We start from the raw sequence: 20565 nt of genomic DNA, 5'->3' as shown, positions 1-20565 counted from the left end.
CCGTCGGTCGGGCGCCGTCGCGCAGCCGTCCGACGGGCGGGAGCGGGGGCACGGAGCCGGGTCAGGCGCTCGACTCCTCGTGACGGCGGGCCAGTTCGGCCGCGCCCGTCTCCGTCAGGCTGCCGTGCAGGCGCATCCGGGCGACGCCGCCGTCCGGGAAGGCGTCGAGCCGGACGTGGGTGACGACCGCTCGGGCGCGGAGCGGGAAGCGGTGATTGGTGTCGGGCTGGAGCCGGGTGCGGGGGATGATCTCGAACCACTCGCCGGTCTCGCCGTTGCGGCCCTGGAGGGCGATCCAGCCGGCCGAGTTGCCCTTGAGGTAGGCCGTGTCGATCTCGACCGCGCGGACCGCTCCCTGGGCGGGGAGGCGGAAGCGGACCCAGTCGTTGGTGCCGCGGACCCGGCGGCGCCGGTTCTCCCAGCCGTCGTCCATCTTGCGCGAGGTGCCGGGCAGGATGATCTGGGTCGGCGAGGAGTAGAAGCGGTCCGACGCGTCCTCGTAGCTGCCGCCGTTCAGGACCGAGATCAGGTCGAACGTGCCGAGCGTGGCGAGCCAGGCCGGGTCGGGGACGACCTCGCCGTGGACGCGGAGGCGGGCGATGCCGCCGTCGGGGTGCTGGCACAGCCGTACGTGGGTGTAACGGCGTCCGCCGGTGATCTCGAAGCCGTTGGCGGCGTGGCCGCGCACGGGGGTCGGCGGGACGATCTCCTCCCACTTCACGTCGTCGGCGAGGAGTTCCTCGGGGCCGGGGGTGCCCTCGACCGAGGCCGCCTGGATCGACACGCGCTGCGGGTAGTTGCCGCGGAAGTGGGCGGTGTCGACGACGATGCCGCGGATGACGCCGGGGGCGCCGAGCCGGATGAGGGCCCAGTCGTGCTCGTCCGGGGCGGGGAACGGGTGGTCGGCGTCGGCGCCGCGCCTGCGGCGGGTCTCCCAGCCGTCCATGATCTTGCCCTTGTGGCCGAAGCGCTCGGGGTCGAAGACCGCGCGCTCCCGGAGCAGGAGGTTCTCCCGCTGGGCGAAGAACTCGTCGTTGGCGGCGATCACGCCCGCGCCGAGACGGCGGTCGGCGAGGTCGACGAGCTCGGTGAAGGGGAGGTCGGTGGTGCGGTAGTCGGCGTACGGGTCACCGCCGCCGTACGGGGCCGCGTCGTTGGCGTGGGGGTCGTCGTGGTGGTTCTCATCCTGGTCGAAGGTCATGCGTCCACTGTCGCGGCGAACGAACCATCAGGTCCATCGAATGTTTTTGCATCGTCTATTCAGCTGAGGTGAACGATTCGGCCGCCGCGGTGAGCGCCGCCAGGACCCGGGCCACCCCGGGGCCCCGTTCGGCGCCGTGCCGCACCGCCGCCACCACGTGGCGGCGCGGCTGGTCGGCGTCGAGCGCGCGCATCACCACGCCGTCCCGGACGCACCGTTGCGCCGAGGCCATGCGCGGGACCAGCGCGACGCCCATGCCCGCCTCGACCATGGCCAGGATCGCCGTCCAGCCGGAGGCGCTGTGCGCCTGTTCGGGCACGAATCCGGCGGCCTCGCACGCGGCGGTGGTGATCTGCGACCAGGGGCCCGAGCCGCCGAAGATCCACGGGTCGCCGGAGAGGTCCGCCAGGCGGAGGGCGGGCGCGGCGGCGAGGCGGTGGTCCGCGGGCAGCGCCACGTCCAGGCGGTCCGCGAGCAGGGGCAGCACGGTGAACCGGGGGTCGCGGGCGGTCGGGGCGTGCGCGGCGAGGGACAGCGCGAGGTCCACCTCGCCGGCCGCCAGGAGCTCGTACGCCTGCGCGGCCTCCGCCTCCCGCACCCGGACGCCGGGCCCCGGGCGGTCCTCGGCGCGCAGCAGCCGGACGGCGGGGACGACGAGGGCGGGCACCGCCGTGGAGAACGCCGCGATCCGCACCTGGCCGGCCTCACCGCGCAGATAGCCGGTCAGTTCGGCGTCGGCGCGCTCCAGTTGGGCGAAGACGGCCTCGGCGTGGCGCAGGACGAGGTGTGCGGCGTCGGTGAGGCGGACCCGCCGGCCCCGGGCCTCCAGGAGCGGTACGCCCAGCTGCCTGGACAGGTTGGAGAGTTGCTGCGAGACCGCGGACGGGGTCATCAGCAGGGCCTCCGCGGTGGCGGTGACCGTGCCCCGGTCGCGCAGGGTGCGCAGGATGCGGAGCTTCTTGAGGTCCCACTCGGTCATGGCCGAAACCTACCCGGCGCCCCACGGGCGGCACCGCCCCCGACCGGCCGGGTGCGCGCCGCGTTCCGGACATGCGTGTGCGCCGCGCGGTACGAGTACCCGCGGCGCACACGGAAGGAGCGGGATGCCGGGTCCGGCCGCCGGGCCGCCGTCTGCCGTACGGGGCGGTCCGTCGGCGTCCGGGGCGGCCCGGACCTGCGGTCCTAGGCCTGCTTCCTGGACTTGTCGAGGACCATGACCAGGCCCGTGATGACCAGGAACAGCACGATGGGTGCCACGACGTAGAGGCCGATGGTCTCCATCGCGCTCAGGCCGGGTCCCGGGTCGTCACCGTCGTCGCGGGTGAGCGCGAGCGCGGGGGACGACATGAGCAGCATCATCAGCGTCGTTCCGGCCGCGACGGCACCGGCGCGCATAGCGTTCTTCTTGTCCACGGTGCAAACGTAGCGAACGCCCTGGACGGGCGCGCGCCCGGGGGTGCCGTACGGGGTCGCGGACCGGCCCCGGGCCCGGCGCGGGCCCGGAATTCCGGCGCATTCATTCGCGGGCGGGCCCGTGAAGGGGTCCCGGCCCCTTCCGCAGGGGCGCGAGGACCTCCATCAGCCGGTGCAGCCGGGGTGCGGCGGCCAGTTCCTCCAGGGTGACCGGGTTTCCCTCCGCGTCGGCGACGGGCAGCCGCCAGTTGGGGTACTGGTCCCAGGTGCCGGGGAGGTTCTGCGGGCGGCGGTCGCCCAGCGCGTCGGGGAGCCAGACGCCGACCAGCCGGGCCGGGGTGCGCAGCAGGAAGCGGTGGGCGGCGCGGACGGCGCCCTCCTCGTCGCCCTCGCCCTCGGGCAGCAGACCGAGGCGGGAGAGGTGTGCGAGCCATTCGGCGGTGTCGGTCGCGTCCGCCGCCGCCTCCACCGCCAGGGGGCGGGTGAGCAGGCCGAGGCGGTGGCGCAGCGTCACGTGGTCGCCGCTCAGCCGGGCGGCGGTGGACGGCAGGTCGTGGGTGGTGACCGTGGCCAGGCAGTTCTCGCGCCACCGCTCGGGGGCCAGGGGGCGGCCGGTGTCCGTCCAGTCCCGCTCGAACCAGAGCACGGAGGTGCCGAGGACGCCGCGCCGGGCCAGGGCCTCGCGGACCCCCGGTTCGACGGTGCCGAGGTCCTCCCCCAGGACGACCGCGCCGGCCCGGTGCGCCTCCAGGACGAGGACGGCGAGCATCGCCTCCGCGTCGTGGCCGACGTAGGTCCCCTCGGTGGGCGGGCGGCCCTCGGGCACCCACCAGAGCCGGAACAGGCCCATGACGTGGTCGATGCGCAGCGCGCCCGCGTGGGCGAGGAGTCCGCGCAGCAGTCCGCGGTAGGGGGCGTAGCCGGTGGCGGCGAGGGCGTCGGGGCGCCAGGGCGGCAGGCCCCAGTCCTGGCCCCGGGCGTTGAAGGCGTCCGGGGGTGCGCCGACGGACATGCCGTGCGCGAGGGCGTCCTGCTGGGCCCAGCTGTCCGAGCCGCCGGGATGCACGCCGACGGCGAGGTCGTGGACGACGCCGATGGACATGCCCGCCTCCAGGGCGGCGCGCTGGGCCGCGGCGAGCTGGCCGTCGGTCAGCCAGGCGAGCCGGCAGTGGAAGTCGACCCGGTCCAGGAGTTCGCCGCGGGCGCGGGCGGTCTCCCGGGAGCGGGGGTCGCGGAGCGCGGCGGGCCAGGCGTGCCAGTCGGGGCCGTGCACCTCGGCGAGGGCGCACCACAGGGCGTGGTCCTCCAGGGCCTGCCCCTGTGCGGCCAGGAAGTCGCAGTAAGCGGCGCGGCGGCCCGGGGTGAGGGGCACCTCCCGTACCAGTTCGAGCGCTCGGCGCTTGAGTTCCCAGACGGCGTCGCGGTCGATCAGGGCGCCCTTGTACAGGACCGTGTCGGTGAGCGAGGCCGCGCTCTGGCGCAGGTCGTCGAGGGCGGCGCGGTCGGTCACGTGCCCGTGCTCGGGAATGTCCTCGATGCGCAGGTGCACGGGGTCGGGGAAGCGCCGCGACGAGGGGCGGTACGGGGACGGGTCGGTGGGGTCGCCGGGCACGGCGGCGTGCAGCGGGTTGACCTGGACGAAGCCGGCGCCGAGGGCCCGCCCGGACCAGGCGGCGAGGTCGGCGAGGTCCCCGAGGTCGCCCATGCCCCAGGAGCGGGCGGAGAGCAGGGAGTAGAGCTGGACCAGGAAACCGTGGCCGCGGACGGGCGGGGCGGGCGCCCGGGGCGGGGCGACGACGAGCGTGCAGGCGGCGGTCCGGCCGCCCGGCGCGCGCACGGCCAGCCGGTGCACCCCGAGCGGCGGCTCCGTCCACCAGTCGGGCGTCACCGGCGGGTCCGTCCCGGCGGCCGCTCGCGAACCGGCCGATGACGAAACGGTCGACCGTGAAACGACCGATCGCAGCATGGCTGACGGCGAGGCGGCCGGATCCGTTCGCCCGGCCGGGACGCGCGTGTGCGGGGCGGCCGGGGGCGCTCCGGGGTCCTCCAGCCTGATGTCGAGCGTGGTGCCGGGCGGCAGGGCGGTCAGGGCGGGCGGCAGCGGCTCCCCGGTCCACACCACCACGGTCGGCGGGAGCAGCCGGGAACGGGCCGCCGATTCGGCGGCGGCGAGCGATTCCCGTACCGCTTCGGGCGTGGTGGCGTCCACGCCGAGCGCGGCGAGCACCGCGACGACCGTGTCGTCGGGGACGGGGACCGCCGGTCCGGCGGACGGGGAGTGGGAGGTGGCGACGCCGTGCAGTGCGGCGAGCCGGGTCAAGCCCATGCGGACTCCTGGGGACTACGGGCCCCACACGCCGCCGGAGGTGGCCGGCTCGCTGGTCAGCGGAGCGTTGACGGCGAGCGGGGGTTCGCTGGTCAGGGGGGTGACGTCGGCGAGCGGCGGCTCGCTGGTCAGGGGTATCGCGTCACCGAGCGGCGGCTCGCTGGTCAGCGGTCCGGGGCCGGTCTCCGGGGCCGGATCGGCCGGCGGGGCGGCGGGGGAAGGGACCTGTCCGGAGAGGGCGGAGAGCAGAAGCTGCGCGGCGGCGGGCATGGCGGCCTCCTGGCCGTGGGGGAAGCAGGACACGGCAGACCTACCCAGCGGGCTCTGCCACAGACGTAGGCGTTACCACAACGAGTTCAACGTGCTCCGGGTCACATTCCGTTCCCCCGGGGCCGTTTCCCCGTAAGTTGTCCGCCGTTTTCGGCCATCCGGCGTCATCCTTGATGCCGGACGGCCCCGGCCGACCACCCCTCACCCCAACCGTCATACCGGGCATTTCAGGCACAACAACCATGCGCATTGACACCCTCGCACGCGGGTGGTGGGCTCGGAACCCATCGGCGGGAACGAGGTGAGGAGAGCCATGCGGCTCACACGCAGGGGGCAGGCGACGGCCATCGCGGTGGCCGTGTTCGGCGGGCTGCTCTCCGCCCAGGCCCCGGCCGCCGTCGCGGCCCCTCCGGGGCCCGGCTCCTCCCCCGCCGCCACCACGCCCGACCGCACGGACGGGACGCCGCCCGCCGTGTGGCCCCGGCCGCAGTCCGTCGAGGCCGCCGGCCGGTCCGTGCCGCTCACCTCCGAGGCCACCCTCGTCGCCGACGCGCACGCCGATCCGTACGCGGTCGACGCGCTGCGCCGGGTCCTGCGGGACGCGGGCGTACGGACCCTCCACGAGTCCCTGCCCGGCCGCGGCCCGGTCGTCCGGCTCGGCGGCGACGGCGCCCGGAACGCGCTGCGCGCCCTGCGTGCCCCCGCCCGCGGCGATCTGCCCTCCGGCGGGTACCGGATCGCGGCCGGCCGGACCGGGGGCCGGGACACCGTCGCCCTGGACGGCGTCGGCGAGGACGGCCTCTTCCACGGCGTGCAGACGCTGCGTCAGCTGATCCGGGACGGCGACGTCGCCGGGGTGACCGTCCGGGACTGGCCGGCCACCGCCGTGCGCGGCATGGCCGAGGGCTTCTACGGGCAGCCGTGGTCCCGCGCCGAGCGGCTGGCGCAGATCGACTTCATGGGGCGCACGAAGCAGAACAGGTACCTGTACGCGGCGGGCGACGACCCGTACCGGCAGGCCCGCTGGCGCGACCCGTACCCGGCCGACCGGCGCGCCGACTTCCGGGCGCTGGCCGAGCGGGCGCGGGCGGCGCACGTGACGCTCGGCTGGGCCGTCTCGCCGGGCCAGGCCATGTGCATGTCGTCGGACGACGACGTGCGGGCGCTGACGAAGAAGCTCGACGCGATGTGGGCGCTGGGGGTGCGGGCCTTCCAGCTCCAGTTCCAGGACGTCAGCTACAGCGAGTGGCACTGCGACGCCGACGCCGACACCTTCGGCCGGGGCCCCGAGGCCGCGGCCCGGGCGCAGGCGCGCGTGGCCAGCGCGGTGGCCCGGCACCTCGCGGACCGTCACCCGGACGCGCCGCCGCTGTCGGTGATGCCGACGGAGTTCTACCAGGACGGGGCGACCGAGTACCGCACGGCGCTCGCCGAGGAGCTGGACGGCCGGGTCCAGGTGGCCTGGACCGGCGTCGGGGTCGTGCCGCGGACCATCACCGGCGGGGAGCTGGCCGGGGCCCGTGCCGCGTTCCGGCACCCGCTGGTCACGCTGGACAACTACCCGGTCAACGACTATGCCCAGGACCGGCTCTTCCTCGGCCCGTACACCGGCCGGGACCCGGCGGTGGCGACCGGTTCCGCGGCGCTGATCGCCAACGCGATGGAGCAGTCCTCCGCGTCCCGCATCCCGCTGTTCACCGCCGCCGACTTCGCCTGGAACCCGCGGGGCTACCGGCCGCAGGAGTCCTGGCGGGCGGCGATCGACGACCTGGCGGGCGGCGACGCGCGCACCGGGGACGCGCTGCGCGCGCTCGCCGGGAACAGCGCCGCGTCCGTGCTGGGCGGTGACGAGTCGGCGTATCTGCGGCCGCTGCTGGCCGCGTTCTGGAAGTCCCGCACCGGCGAGGACGCCGCGGCGCGGGACGCTGCGGCCCGTGAGCTGCGGGCGGCGTTCACCGTGATGCGCCGGGCCCCGGAGCGGCTGGCGGAGGTGGCGGACGGACGGCTGGGCGAGGAAGTGCGGCCGTGGAGCGAGCAGTTGTCCCGGTACGGCCGGGCGGGCGAGCTGGCCCTCGATCTGCTGGGCGCCCAGTCGCGCGGTGACGGCGCCGCCGCGTGGCGGGCGTCGCTGGCGCTGGAGCCGGTGCACAAGGCCGTGAAGGCGGGCGGCGCGACGGTCGGCAAGGGGGTCCTCGGGCCGTTCCTGGACCGGGTGCGCCGGGAGGCGGACGCCTGGACGGGCGCGGACCGCGACGCCGGTACGGTCTCCAGGACGCCGGACGGCTACACGGTCCGGCTGGACCGGCCCCGCCCGGTGGAGACGGTGACGGCGATGACCGCGCCGGGCAGCGGCTCGGTGGCCGGTGCGACGCTGGAGGCCCATGTGCCCGGCGAGGGCTGGCGCACGCTCGGCACGCTGTCGGCGACCGGCTGGACCCAGACGACGGCCAAGGGGCTGCGGACCGACGCGATCCGGATCAGCCGTCCCGCGGAGGTCCCGGTGACGCCCTCCGTCGTCACGGGCTCCCTGCCGCCGTTCGTGCCCGGGAGCCGGGCGGGCGACGGGAGCACGTCGTCCCGGCCCCTGGACGTGCGGGCGCTCGTGCCCTGGTTCGGGGACGAGCCCGCCGCCCGGCTCGACCTCGCGCGCGGCGAGACGGACGCCGTGATCGGCGGCGGTCCGCAGCGGGTCGAGGCGCACCTGGCCGCCCGGCGCCCCGCCGAGGTGCGGGGCGAACTCACCGCGAAGGCGCCCGAGGGCATCGAGGTGAACGTCCCGAAGCGGACGAGGGTGCCGCGCGGTTCGCACACCGCCGTCCCCGTCGAGATCACGGTCCCGGCGGGCACCCCGGCCGGCGAGTACGAGGTGCCGATCGGCTTCGGCGACGAGCGCAGCACCCTCACCGTCCGGGCGTTCCCGCGCACCGGCGGCCCCGACCTGCTGCGCACCGCCACCGCGTCCTCGTCCGGCGACGAGACGCCCGACTTCCCGGCGTCGGCCGCCACGGACGGCGATCCGGGGACCCGCTGGTCCTCGCCCGTCGAGGACGGCGCCTGGTGGCAGGCGGAGCTGCCCCGGGCCACCCGGGTCGGCAAGGTGGTGCTGCACTGGCAGGACGCGTACGCCTCCCGCTACCGCGTCCAGGTCTCCCCCGACGGCCGCAACTGGCGCACGGCGGCCACCGTCCGGGAGGGCGGGGGCGGGCGCGAGTCGGTCCGGATGGACGCGAAGGACACCCGCTTCCTCAGGGTCCAGGGCGACGCCCGGGGCACCGAGTTCGGCTACTCGCTGTGGTCCGTGGAGGCGTACGCCGTCGCCGGCGAGGAATAGGACTCACGGCCCGCCCCGCACCGGGCCCCGGCACCCGCCCGGTCCGAGGGCATCCCGGACCGCCCCGGGGCCCCTTCCCGGCCCCGGGGACGACGATGGCCCGGATCTCAGGCCGATATGCCGTCGATCCGGGCCATCGCGTCGTCCGCGCCGAAGGGTTGCAAGTACGGCAACCAGCGCGGGTCTCGATGTCCCGTGCCGATGATCCGCCAGGCGAGGCCCGTGGGCGGGGCGGGCTGCTGGTGCAGCCGCCAGCCGAGCTCCGGCAGGTGCCGGTCCGCCTTGACGTGGTTGCAGCGGCGGCAGGCCGCCACCACGTTGTCCCAGCGGTGCTGTCCGCCGCGGCTGCGCGGAATCACGTGGTCGATGCTGGTCGCGGCGGCACCGCAGTACATGCAGCGTCCCCCGTCCCTGGCGAAGAGCGCCCGGCGGGTCAGCGGTACGGGCCCCCGGTACGGGACGCGTACGAACCGCTTCAGGCGGACGACGCTGGGGGCCGGAACGGCCCGGGTGGCACTGTGCATGAAGGCGCCGGACTCCTCTAGGCAGATGGCCTTGTTTTCGAGGACGAGGACGAGCGCGCGGCGGAGCGGTACGACGCCGAGTGGCTCGTACGACGCGTTGAGAACCAGGACATGCGGCACGGTGGATGCCTCCTTGTACGCCGGCGGCGCGTGGCTCGCGCCGGGACGATCCGCTCTCAGTTTCTCCTCCTGCCTGGTCGGAGCGCCACCACGTGCAGGTAACGGGCCGGAAGGATTTTTCCGCCGCCGGCCGCCGCGGACCGCCGCCCGCGCCCCGGGCGCGCGCCGGAGCGGAAGGTTCCGGCCGGGGGCCGACGGCGGTCGCGCGTGGTGTGCGATCGGCCACACGCCGCCCCGGCGGCCTGTGCCCCTCTGCCTCGTTCCGTCCTCCGTTTCCCCTCGCGGGGGGCTCCTCCCGCCCCGGACGCGCCCCTGGACGACGTGCGATGCCCCGTTAGTGTGGTTGGTCTGCCGTAGTCCATCTGGAGGTTCCGCCGTGTCCCTGTCCGCCCTGCTGGCCGCAGCCCCGTCACCCGAGCCCGTCGGTTCGCTGGACGAGGCCGCCGAACAGGCCGGCCACGCCGCGAGCTGGGTGGAGGAGAACTGGTCCACCTGGCTGAGCACCGGTCTGCGCATCATGCTCATCGCGGCGATCGCGATCATGCTCCGCATCGCGGTCCGGCGTGCTCTCACCAAGCTCATAGAACGGATGAACCGCAGCGCCCAGGCGGTCGAGGGCACCACGCTGGGCGGACTGCTGGTCAACGCGGAACGCCGCCGCCAGCGCTCGGAGGCGATCGGTTCCGTACTCCGCTCGGTCGCGTCGTTCCTGATCCTCGGCACGGCCGTCCTGATGATCCTGGGCGCGTTCCAGATCAACCTGGCCCCGCTGCTGGCCTCCGCCGGGGTGGCCGGTGTGGCGATCGGTTTCGGCGCGCGCAACCTGGTCACCGACTTCCTGTCCGGCGTCTTCATGATCCTGGAGGACCAGTACGGGGTGGGCGACACCGTCGACGCGGGCGTCGCCTCCGGCGAGGTCATCGAGGTCGGCCTGCGGGTCACGAAGCTGCGCGGTGCCGACGGCGAGATCTGGTACGTCCGCAACGGCGAGGTGAAGCGGATCGGCAACCTCAGCCAGGGCTGGTCCACGGCCGGCGTCGATGTGACGGTGCGTCCCACCGAGGACCTGGACCGGGTCCGTACGGTCATCACCGAGGCCGCCGCCGCCATGGCCAAGGAGGAGCCCTGGTCCGAGCGGCTCTGGGGCCCGGTGGAGGTGCTGGGGCTGGACGCCGTGCTCCTGGACTCGATGACGGTCCGGGTCTCCGCGAAGACGATGCCCGGCAAGTCGCTGGGCGTGGAGCGCGAGTTGCGCTGGCGGATCAAGCGGGCCTTCGACGAGGCGGGCATCCGCATCGTCGGCGGCGTCCCGGCCCAGGCCGAGGAGGCGACCGCCCCCGACCCCTCGGCCTCCGTGGCCGCCCCGTCCGCCTACGCCTCGGCCACCTCGCCCCAGTCCCTGGCCACGGCCCCGATCACCCCGCCGCTGAACAAGGGGAAGTAGGGTCCCTCGTCCGGGTCATGCCGTGCGTCCCGTGTCCCCGGCCGGTCACCACCGGCGCCGGGGACACGGCGCATGGGGGCGAGGCGGGCGGAGGCACTCCCATACCCCGTCAACTGCGTGGACGCACGATGCGGTTGGGGGCGCGCCGTCATGGACCCACACGTTCCGGTAAGTGTCGCGGGTAACGCTTTGGTTGCCGCCGGGCCTCCCCCCATTGACGGCCCGGTTACGCGCGCATACGGTCCTCTCACCAAATAGGAAACTTTCCTAACAGAGGGCAGGTGCCGCACGCATGGCCGGAACCACACCGGGAACCCCCCGCGTTCTGCGCGCCATGAACGATCGGGCCGCCCTCGACCTGCTGCTGGAGCACGGGCCGCTCTCGCGGACCCGGATCGGGAAGCTGACCGGGCTGTCCAAGCCCACCGCCTCGCAGTTGCTGGCGCGGCTGGAGGCGGCCGGGCTGGTGGTCGCGACCGGCACGGTGGCCGGCCGTCCGGGGCCCAACGCGCAGTTGTACGGGGTGAACGCGCGGGCCGCCCATGTCGCGGGGCTGGACGTGACCGCCCGCCGGATCGTCGCCGCCGTCGCCGACGTGACCGGGCAGACCGTCGGGGAGTTCGAGCTGCGCACCCCCGGGCGGCGCGCCGACAGCGTGGTGCGGCAGGTGGCGGACGCGCTGGACGGGGCGGTCAAGGACGCCGGGCTCACCCGCTCCGACGTGCACCGGGTCGTCATCGGCACCCCCGGCGCCTTCGACCCCGGCACCGGACGGCTGCGGTACGCCTCGCACCTGCCGGGCTGGCACTCCCCCACGCTGCTGGAGGAGCTGGCCGCCTTCCTGCCGATGCCGGTGGAGTACGAGAACGACGTGAACCTGGTCGCGGTGGCCGAGCAGCGCCTCGGCGCCGCGCGCGGCCACGAGGACTTCGTCCTGCTGTGGAACGAGGAGGGGCTCGGCGCCGCCCTCGTCATCAACGGACGGCTGCACCGCGGCTTCACCGGCGGCGCGGGCGAGGTCGGTTTCCTGCCGGTGCCGGGCGCCCCGCTGGTCCGTCAGGTCACCAAGGTGAACGCGGGCGGCTTCCAGGAGCTGGCGGGGGCGCAGGTGCTGTCCCGGCTGGGCCGGGAGCTGGGCATCGACGACGAGCTGATCCGTTCCTCCGGCACCCACCACGAGGTCGCGGCCCGGCTGCTCGCCCGCGCCGCCGAGGCCGCGCAGGCCGGCGAGGACGGCCCGTACCCCCGGCTGCTCGACCTGTTCGCCACCGGGATCGCGACCGGTCTCGCCTCGATGACCGCCGTGCTGGACCCGGAGGTCGTCGTGCTGTCCGGCGATGTGATCGCGGCCGGCGGGGAACCGCTGCGCGGCCGGGTGGAGTCCGAGCTTTCCGAACTGGCCGCCTCCCGGCCCCGGCTGATCGCCGGTGAGGTGACGCACCGTCCCGTGCTGCGCGGCGCGCTGGAGAGCGCCCTCGTCACCACCCGTGACGAGGTCTTCGACACGTCCCGCTGACCCGATCGTCCCTTCCCTCCGCCCCCATTCCTTCACCGGGAGACGCCCCCATGTCCGGAAACCGCCGGAAGTCGGCCGTCGCACTCGCCGCGACCGCCGCCCTCTCTCTGTTCGCCTCGGCCTGTACCGGCCAGAACAACTCCGGTGCCGGCGATGATCCGTCCAAGGAGACGGCCATCACCTTCTGGCACGGCTGGGTCAACCCGGGCGAGGCGAAGGCGATCCAGGCGACGGTCGACGCCTTCCAGAAGGAACACCCCAACATCCATGTGAAGGTCGTCGGCAACATGACCGACGACAAGATCAACCAGGCGCTGCGGGCGGGCGGTTCGAAGGCCCCGGACGTCGTCTCCTCGTTCACCACGAACAACGTCGGCAAGTTCTGTTCGTCGAAGGCGTTCGTCGACCTGAACCCGTTCCTGAAGAAGGACGGCATCGACCCGGAGAAGACCTTCCCGAAGGCGATGAACGAGTACACGCAGTTCGACGGCGTGCGGTGCACCGTGCCGCTGCTCGGCGACGCCTACGGCCTCTACTACAACAAGGACGCGTTCGAGAAGGCCGGCATCACCGAGCCGCCGCGGACCTGGTCCCAGCTGGCCGAGGTCGCCAAGAAGCTGACGAAGACCAGGGGCGACTCGTACGAGCGGCTCGGCTTCATGCCGAACTACCACGGGTACGAGACGACGACCGAGCACTACCTCGGCGGCTGGGACCCGAAGTACTTCGACGCGGACGGCAAGTCGAACATCGCGAAGGACCCGGCGTTCGCCGACATGCTGAGCACCCAGAAGAAGCTGGTCGACGACCTGGGCGGGTACGAGAAGCTGGAGAAGTTCCGCACCTCGCTCGGCGACGAATGGGGCGCCAAGCACCCCTTCCACACCGGCCAGGTGGCCATGCAGCTGGACGGCGAGTGGCGGCTGGGAATGGCCGAGGAGGCCAAGCCGGGGTTCGAGATCGGCGTCGCCCCGATGCCCGTCCCCGACGACCGGGCCGACACCTACGGCAGGGGCTATCTGACCGGCACCATCGCCGGCATCGCCGCCACCTCGCAGAAGCAGAACGCGGCCTGGGAGCTGGTGAAGTTCATGACCACCGACACCGGCGCGGTGGTGAACTTCGCCAACGCCATCCACAACGTGCCCTCCACCCTGGCGGCGCTGAAGTCGCCGAAGCTGAAGTACGACCCGCGCTTCAAGACCTTCCTGGACATCGCCGCGAACCCGGCCAGCACCACCACCCCGCCCTCGGTGAACGGCGGCGCGTACCTGGTGTCCCTGCAGAACCTCGGGTTCGCCGTCGAGAAAGGCGAGCAGAAGGACATCGCGGCGGGCCTGAAGAAGACCGCCGCGGAGATCGACGCGGCGATCGAGCAGGCGAAGTAGTAGCGCGATGAGCACGCACACGCTCCGTCCGAAGCGCCGTCCCTCGACGCTCGCCACGAGGCGCCGCCGCTCGGCGCTGCGGACCGCGGCCTTCATGTCGCCGTGGCTGATCGGGTTCTGCGTCTTCTTCGCCTACCCGCTGATCTCCACGGTCTACTTCTCCTTCACCTCCTACGACGGTTTCACGCCCCCCGAGTTCAGCGGCCTGAAGAACTGGTCGTTCGTCCTCAACGACTACCCGCTGTTCTGGCCGGCGCTGCGCAACACGCTCTGGCTGGTCGTGGTCATGGTCAGCTGCCGGGTGGTGTTCGGTCTCGGCGTCGGGCTGCTGATCACGAAGATCAAGACCGGCACCGGGGTCTTCCGCACCCTGTTCTACCTGCCCTACCTGGCCCCGCCCGTGGCGGCGACCCTCGGCTTCGTCTTCCTGCTCAACCCCGGCACCGGGCCGGTCAACTCGTTCCTCGGCGAGCTGGGGCTGCCCGCGCCGGGCTGGTTCACCGACCCCACCTGGTCCAAGCCGGCCCTGACCGCGCTCGCGGTGTGGGGGGTGGGCGACCTGATGGTGATCTTCATGGCCGCGCTGCTCGACGTGCCGAAGGAACAGTACGAGGCGGCGGAGCTGGACGGGGCGTCCTCGTTCCAGCGCTTCCGCTTCGTCACGCTGCCGAACATCTCACCGATCATCATGTTCGCGGTGGTCACCGGGATCATCCAGACGATGCAGTACTACACCCAGCCGTTCGTGGCCGGGAAGGTCGCCTCCGGGGTGATGGGCGGCTCCGGACAGCAGTTCGAACCGGGCTATCCCGACAAGTCGACACTGACGCTTCCGCAGGTGATCTACAACCTCGGCTTCCAGCGCTTCGACTACGGCTCCGCCTGCGTGGTCGCGCTCGTTCTCTTCGTCCTCGCCATGGCGTTCACCGCACTGCTGATGCGGCGCCGCAGCGGGCTGATCCAGGCAGGTGGGTGACGTGGCGCAGGTTCTCGACCCCGTGAAGACGACCGGACCGGTTCCCGGCCCGGCCACGCCGTCCGAACGCACCGCGCGCCGCAAGGCGCTGCTGAACTGGATCGCCGTGCACGCGCTCGGCGTCGCGGCCGCGCTCTTCTTCGTGCTGCCCTTCGTCTTCCTGCTGCTCACCTCGCTGATGAGCGACCAGCAGGCGCTGACCCGCGACCTGTGGCCGCACCCCTTCGAGTGGGGCAACTACCGGAAGGTCTTCGAGACCGACGGCTTCCTGCTCTGGTGGCGCAACACCCTGCTGTACGCGGGGCTCGGCACCGTCCTCACGGTCGTCTCCTCGCTGCCCGTGGCGTACGCGCTCGCCAAGTTCCGCTTCCGCGGCCGGCACCTGTCGCTGATGCTCGTCATCTCGATGATGATGCTGCCGCCGCAGGTCATCGTCATCCCGATGTACCTGTTCTGGGCGAAGCAGCTGGACCTGTCCGGCACGCTCTGGCCGCTGATCATCCCGATGGCGTTCGGCGACGCGTTCTCCATCTTCCTGCTGCGGCAGTTCCTGCTGACCATCCCGGACGAGTACCTGGACGCCGCGAAGGTCGACGGCTGCGGCGAACTGCGCACCCTGCTCAAGGTCGTCGTGCCGATGGCCAAACCGGGCATCGCCGCCGTCGCGCTCTTCCAGTTCTTCTACGCCTGGAACGACTACTTCGGGCCGCAGATCTACGCCTCGGAGAACTCGGCCGCCTGGACGCTCAGCTACGGGCTGGAGTCCTTCAAGAGCGCGCACCACACCGACTGGAACCTGACCATGGCCGCGACCGTACTGGTCATGGCCCCCGTGATCCTCGTCTTCTTCTTCGCCCAGAAGGCGTTTGTCGAGGGCGTCACACTGACCGGAGTAAAGGGCTGACCATGAAGCTCGCAGTAGTTGGTGGCGGGTCCACCTACACGCCTGAACTGATCGACGGCTTCGCCCGGCTGCGGGACACGCTGCCGATCGAGGAGCTGGTCCTCGTCGACCCGGCGACCGACCGGCTGGAACTCGTCGGCGGCCTCGCCCGGCGGATCTTCGCCAAGCAGGGCCACCCGGGGCGGATCGTCACGACCTCGGACCTCGACGCGGGCGTCGCCGACGCCGACGCGGTCCTGCTCCAGTTGCGCGTCGGCGGCCAGGCCGCCCGCAACCAGGACGAGACCTGGCCGCTGGAGTGCGGCTGCGTCGGCCAGGAGACCACCGGCGCCGGCGGCCTCGCCAAGGCGATGCGCACCGTGCCGGTCGTCCTGGACATCGCCGAACGGGTCCGCCGCACCAACCCGAACGCCTGGATCATCGACTTCACCAACCCGGTCGGCATCGTCACCCGGGCACTGCTCCAGGCCGGTCACAAGACCGTCGGCCTGTGCAACGTGGCGATCGGCTTCCAGCGGAAGTTCGCCCGGCTCCTCGACGTCACCCCCGCCGAGGTGCACCTCGACCACGTCGGGCTCAACCACCTGACGTGGGAGCTCGGGGTGCGCCTGGGCGGCCCGGACGGCGAGAACGTCCTGCCGAGGCTGCTCGCCGAGCACGGCGACACCATCGCGGACGACCTGCGCATGCCCCGGGCGCTCGTCGACCGGCTCGGCGTCGTCCCCTCGTACTACCTGCGCTACTTCTACGCGCACGACGAGGTCGTCAGGGAGCTCGGCACCAAGCCGTCCCGCGCCGCCGAGGTCGCCGCGATGGAGAAGGAACTCCTGGCCATGTACGGCGATCCGGCGCTGGACGAGAAGCCCGCGCTGCTCGCCAAGCGCGGCGGCGCCTTCTACTCGGAGGCCGCCGTGGACCTGGCGTCCTCACTGCTCGGCTCGGGCGGCTCCGCGGTGCAGGTGGTCAACACGTACAACCGGGGGACGCTGCCGTTCCTGCCGGACGACGCAGTGATCGAGGTGCAGGCCCGGGTCGACGGCACGGGCGCCGTCCCGCTCGCCGTGCCGGAGCTGGACCCGCTGTACGCCGGGCTGATCGCCGATGTGACGGCGTACGAGGACCTGGCCCTGGAGGCGGCCCTGCGCGGTGGCCGGGACCGGGTGTTCAAGGCCCTGCTCGCCCATCCGCTGATCGGTCAGTTCGCCTACGCCGAGGCGCTCACCGACAAGCTGATCGCACACAACCGGGAGCACCTGGCGTGGGCGTGAACACTGCGGTCCTCGCCATCGACGCGGGGAACAGCAAGACCGACGTGGCGCTGATCGCCGCTGACGGAACGATTCTGTCGACGGCCCGCGGCGGTGGTTTCCAGCCACCGTTCGTGGGTGTGGACGTGGCCGTGGACGCTCTCGGCGCGATCGTCGACCGTGCGCTGGAGCGGGCCGGCGTGCCCGCCGGCGCCGTCGCCCACGTCTCGGCCTGCCTCGCCAACGCCGATCTCCCGGTGGAGGAGGAGCAGTTGGCGGCGGCGCTGCACGCCCGCGGCTGGAGCCCCTCGGTCGAGGTGCGCAACGACACCTTCGCGATACTGCGCGCGGGGGTGGACGAGCCGCGGGGCGTGGCCGTCGTCTGCGGCGCGGGGATCAACTGCGTCGGCATGGTGCCGGACGGCCGGACCGCGCGGTTCCCCGCCCTGGGCCGGATCTCCGGCGACTGGGGCGGTGGTGGCGGTCTGGCCGAGGAGGCGATGTGGGTCGCCGCGCGGGCCGAGGACGGCCGCGGCGGTCCGACCGAGCTGGCCCGCACGCTGCCCGGACACTTCGGGCTGGACTCGATGTACGCCCTGATCGAGGCCCTGCACCTGGGCCGGATCGGGCCCGAGCGCCGGCACGAGCTGGCCCCGGTGCTCTTCGCGACCGCGGCGGACGGCGATCCGGCGGCGGTCGCGCTGGTGGACCGGATGGCGGACGAGGTCGTCGCGATGGCCTCGGTCGCGCTGGGCCGGCTCGGGCTGCTGGACGAGGAGGCGCCGGTGGTGCTGGGCGGCAGTGTGCTGGCGGCCCGTCACCCGCGGCTGGACGGGGGGATCGCCGAACGTCTCGCGGCGCGGGCCCCGAGGGCACACATCCGGGTGGTGACGGAGCCTCCGGTGCTGGGGGCCGCGCTGCTGGGCCTGGACCACGTGGGCGCGAGCGCCGAGGTGCACGGGAGGCTGCGCGCGCAGTACTCCTGAACCCGCAACTGCGGTCCTTTCGAGGGGCGTTCCACGGCGCACGGCGTCGCGGGGCGCCCCTCGCGCACCGGCGCCGGACGGGAACCGTTCGGTCGCTCCGCACGTGTTCATGGATGGGGAGGAAGGTCCGTTCCGCGGACCGGACCGCCGATCGGGCTTGATCGACGGCGCACGCCTTGATCGAATGCTGTGATCGTGTCACGGACCGGTGCGCGATCCAGAACGTTCCTGGTGCGGATGCGGTCCCTGCGGCCATACTTCTGGCCGGGCGACGGCTCCCCGGACCGGGCGGGGCCGGGCCACGTCGACGACCGAGGGGGAGGTCAGGTGACACACCCGCCGACCGCGCGCACCGCGCCGGAAAAGGCGCGGGCTCAGCCGTCCGTGCCCGTGACCGCCCCCGGCCCCGACCGGCGCACGCCCCGGCCCCGGGCGACCGACCGGATGCGGGCCGCCGCCACGACCGAGCCGGGCAGGCTCCGGGTCATCGGGGCCGTACTGGCCCTGATCGTCGTCGCGTTCGGGGGCGTGACGGCGCTGGAGGTCCAGGACCGGGCGGGGTCCGCCAACGACGTGGTGGAGCACAGCCAGCCGCTGAGCAGCCACGCGGCCGACATCTTCCGGTCCCTGGCCGCCGCCGACGCCGCGGTGACCGAGGGCTTCCTGGCCGGACGGCAGGAACCCGCCGGTACCCGCAAGGAGTACGACGAGGCCATCGGCAACACGTACAAGTGGCTGCAGGCGGCGGCGAGCGACACGAGCGCGTCGCAGGAGTCCAGGGCCCGGATCACCGAGCTCTACGAGAAGCTTCCCGAGTACGTGCGACTGGTCGAGCGGGCCCGCGACAACAACCGCCAGGGCTTCCCGCTGGGCGGCGCGTACCTGCGTTACGCGAACGAGAAGATGACCGAGGGCCTGCTGCCGGCCGCCGAGAGCCTGTACGTCTCGGAGACCGAGCGGCTCGGCAGGGACCGCGACGACGCCCGGACCTGGCCGTTCCTCTCGATCGGGCTGGGCTTCGTGACCCTGGGCGCGCTGTACTGGGCGCAGCGCCGCGACTACCGCAGGACGAACCGGGTCTTCAACCGCGGTCTGCTCGTCGCGACCGCCGCGTCCACCGTCGTCCTGCTGTGGCTGGCCGTGGGGCACACGATGGCCAGGTCCGGACTGCGCGACGCCGACGTGCACGGCCAGCGGTCCCTCGACGTGCTCAACTCCGCGCGGATCGACTCCCTGAAGGCCCGCGCCAACGAGAACCTCGCGCTGGTCGCCCGGGGCTCGGTCCTCACCCCGGAGGGCGAGGACAAGTACGAGAGCGGCTTCACCACCGAGATGGAAGAACTCGGTCGGCAGTTGGCGAAGGCCGAAAAGCTTGCCGAGGACTCCAAGGGGAAAGGCCCGGTGAACAGGGCGCTCAACGCCACCGAGGAGTGGCGGCGGAGCCATACGGCCGCCCGCGAGAGCGAGAAGAGGGGCGACTACACGGACGCGCGGGAGAAGATCGGCCGGTCGAAGACGTCCTCGTACAAGCAGGTGGGCGACGAGCTGGAGGCCGCGCGCGTCCACGAGAGGGATCAGTTCCGGACGGCCGCGGAGAGCGGGCGCGGAGCACTGTCGCTGCTGCCGTTCGGGGCGGTCCTGCTCGCCCTGCTGGGGGCGGGCGCCGTGATCGCCGGTGTCAACCGCAGGGTCTCGGAGTACCGGTGAGAGGGGGAGCGATGACCAGGAAACGCACGACGGGCAACGCCGCCGGCAGGCTGCGCGGCTGGGGCGGTGTGACGGGCATGGCCGCGGCCTGCGCGGTGACGGCCTCGTTCACGCTGCTGCCGCTCCTCCTCGGCGGTTCCGGCGCGGCCGCCGACGCCTCCGCCGGTGCCCCGGGGACGACGTCGACGACGCACGTGACGCGGGCCCGGGCCGCCGACTGCACGACGGACCCGTGGGCGAGCGTCTCCCCTGCCGACGCGACCGGCGACAAGGTCGGGGAGATCAAGAGACGCGGCCGGCTGATCGTGGGCGTCGACCAGAACAGCCTCTTCTGGGCGTCCCGCGACCCGGAGAGCGAAGAGAACGAGATCGTGGGCTTCGACATCGACCTGGCCGAGGCCATCGCCGAGGACATCCTGCCCGAGGTGCGCAAGGATGTGAGGGTGGTCTTCCGGGTCGTCTCCACAGCCGACCGGGAGAAGATGCTGGAGAACGGCGACATCGACCTCGTGGTCCGCACGATGTCGATCAACTGCGAGAAGAACGTCACCTTCTCCACGCCCTACTTCCAGGCCGGTCAGCAGGTCATCGCGTCGAAGGACTCGGACATCGAGGGGTACGAGTCCCTGGCCGGCAAGCGGGTGTGCACCGCCGACGGCTCCAGCGCCCGCACGGTGCTGAAGCAGAAGGTGCCCGACGCCATCCAGGATCCCGCGCAGACCCGCCGCGAGGAGGACAGGAGCCGGCTCCACGTCTCCAACCAGCTGGACTGCCTGGCGCGGTTGCAGCTCGGCGAGGTCGACGCCGTGGTCACGGACGACGCCCTCGCGGCCGCGCAGATAGCCCAGGATCCGGCGGTCGAGTTCAAGGGCGCCCCGTTCACCGAGGAGTACTACGGCGTGGCCGCCAAGAAGGGCGCCACCGACCTGGTGGCCCGGGTCAACCGGGTGCTGGCCGACTACAGCAGGGACGGCCGCTGGACGAAGTCGTACGAGAAGTGGCTGGAGGAGAAACTGCCCGGCAAGACGGCGCCCGGGAAGCCCGGGTCCGAGGCCGGCTGACCGCAGCCCGGCACCGGACGGCACGACGGGGCAGACGTTATCGAGAAGGGCACCGGCACCGGGCGTGGGGGGGGGGGGGGGGGGGGGGGGGGGGGGGGGGCCGGGGGGGGGGGGGGGGGGGCGGGGGGGGGGCGCCGGGGGGCGCGGGGGG

General features: G+C 73.3%; 16 protein-coding genes. 10 read left to right on the top strand and 6 right to left on the bottom strand.

Annotation, left to right across the window (positions count from 1 at the left end; genetic code table 11):
- Positions 1 to 61 precede the first annotated feature (61 nt).
- The 5 genes from alc to ACFYW1_RS20540 form a co-directional block, all read right to left on the bottom strand.
- Positions 62 to 1201, bottom strand: a complete 1140-nt coding sequence (alc, locus tag ACFYW1_RS20560) for an allantoicase (protein WP_388994775.1) — start codon at positions 1199 to 1201, stop codon at positions 62 to 64.
- Between the two features lie 55 nt (positions 1202 to 1256).
- Positions 1257 to 2180 carry a LysR family transcriptional regulator gene (locus ACFYW1_RS20555; protein ID WP_388994772.1) on the bottom strand — a complete coding sequence of 308 codons (924 nt, stop codon included), beginning with the start codon at positions 2178 to 2180 and terminating at the stop codon, positions 1257 to 1259.
- 203 nt (positions 2181 to 2383) lie between these two features.
- Positions 2384 to 2614, bottom strand: coding sequence for a hypothetical protein (locus tag ACFYW1_RS20550; RefSeq protein WP_148835232.1), 231 nt, complete (start codon positions 2612 to 2614; stop codon positions 2384 to 2386).
- 103 nt (positions 2615 to 2717) lie between these two features.
- Entirely contained in the window at positions 2718 to 4940 is a 2223-nt protein-coding gene (malQ, locus tag ACFYW1_RS20545; RefSeq protein WP_388994767.1) for a 4-alpha-glucanotransferase, read from the bottom strand.
- 15 nt (positions 4941 to 4955) lie between these two features.
- Positions 4956 to 5210, bottom strand: a complete 255-nt coding sequence (locus tag ACFYW1_RS20540; RefSeq protein WP_388994764.1) for a hypothetical protein — start codon at positions 5208 to 5210, stop codon at positions 4956 to 4958.
- A 313-nt stretch (positions 5211 to 5523) separates the two neighbouring features.
- Here ACFYW1_RS20540 and ACFYW1_RS20535 point away from each other — a divergent pair, with 313 nt between their 5' ends.
- Positions 5524 to 8541 (top strand): beta-N-acetylglucosaminidase domain-containing protein, encoded by a 3018-nt coding sequence (locus ACFYW1_RS20535; protein WP_388994761.1) that lies wholly within the window; start codon positions 5524 to 5526, stop codon positions 8539 to 8541.
- Positions 8542 to 8648: 107 nt separating this feature from the next.
- Here ACFYW1_RS20535 and ACFYW1_RS20530 read toward each other — a convergent pair whose 3' ends face one another.
- A complete protein-coding gene (locus tag ACFYW1_RS20530; protein WP_388994758.1) occupies positions 8649 to 9185 on the bottom strand; it encodes an HNH endonuclease in 537 nt (178 codons plus the stop codon).
- Positions 9186 to 9561: 376 nt separating this feature from the next.
- On the opposite strand from ACFYW1_RS20530, the gene ACFYW1_RS20525 reads away from it, so the two are divergent.
- From ACFYW1_RS20525 to ACFYW1_RS20485, 9 genes are all read left to right on the top strand, one after another.
- Positions 9562 to 10629 carry a mechanosensitive ion channel family protein gene (locus tag ACFYW1_RS20525; RefSeq protein WP_388994755.1) on the top strand — a complete coding sequence of 356 codons (1068 nt, stop codon included), beginning with the start codon at positions 9562 to 9564 and terminating at the stop codon, positions 10627 to 10629.
- Between the two features lie 292 nt (positions 10630 to 10921).
- Positions 10922 to 12145 carry an ROK family transcriptional regulator gene (locus ACFYW1_RS20520; protein ID WP_388994752.1) on the top strand — a complete coding sequence of 408 codons (1224 nt, stop codon included), beginning with the start codon at positions 10922 to 10924 and terminating at the stop codon, positions 12143 to 12145.
- 50 nt (positions 12146 to 12195) lie between these two features.
- Positions 12196 to 13533, top strand: a complete 1338-nt coding sequence (locus ACFYW1_RS20515; protein ID WP_388994749.1) for an ABC transporter substrate-binding protein — start codon at positions 12196 to 12198, stop codon at positions 13531 to 13533.
- Between the two features lie 7 nt (positions 13534 to 13540).
- Entirely contained in the window at positions 13541 to 14509 is a 969-nt protein-coding gene (locus ACFYW1_RS20510) for a carbohydrate ABC transporter permease (RefSeq protein ID WP_388994746.1), read from the top strand.
- 1 nt (position 14510) lies between these two features.
- A complete protein-coding gene (locus ACFYW1_RS20505; RefSeq protein ID WP_388994743.1) occupies positions 14511 to 15413 on the top strand; it encodes a carbohydrate ABC transporter permease in 903 nt (300 codons plus the stop codon).
- Between the two features lie 2 nt (positions 15414 to 15415).
- On the top strand, positions 15416 to 16681 hold the full coding sequence (locus ACFYW1_RS20500) for a 6-phospho-beta-glucosidase (protein WP_388994740.1): 1266 nt from the start codon (positions 15416 to 15418) through the stop codon (positions 16679 to 16681).
- Positions 16672 to 17646, top strand: coding sequence for an N-acetylglucosamine kinase (locus tag ACFYW1_RS20495; protein WP_388994737.1), 975 nt, complete (start codon positions 16672 to 16674; stop codon positions 17644 to 17646). Before ACFYW1_RS20500 ends, ACFYW1_RS20495 begins: the two co-directional genes overlap by 10 nt.
- A 327-nt stretch (positions 17647 to 17973) precedes the next feature.
- Positions 17974 to 19353 carry a hypothetical protein gene (locus ACFYW1_RS20490; RefSeq protein ID WP_388994733.1) on the top strand — a complete coding sequence of 460 codons (1380 nt, stop codon included), beginning with the start codon at positions 17974 to 17976 and terminating at the stop codon, positions 19351 to 19353.
- Between the two features lie 11 nt (positions 19354 to 19364).
- A complete protein-coding gene (locus ACFYW1_RS20485; RefSeq protein ID WP_388994730.1) occupies positions 19365 to 20414 on the top strand; it encodes a glutamate ABC transporter substrate-binding protein in 1050 nt (349 codons plus the stop codon).
- Positions 20415 to 20565: the final 151 nt, after the last annotated feature.

The organism is Streptomyces sp. NPDC002669 (assembly GCF_042889165.1).
Classification (GTDB): Bacteria; Actinomycetota; Actinomycetes; order Streptomycetales; family Streptomycetaceae; genus Streptomyces.
The sequence above is the reverse complement of the archived record's forward strand: the minus strand, read 5'-3'. Positions and strand labels throughout refer to the sequence as shown.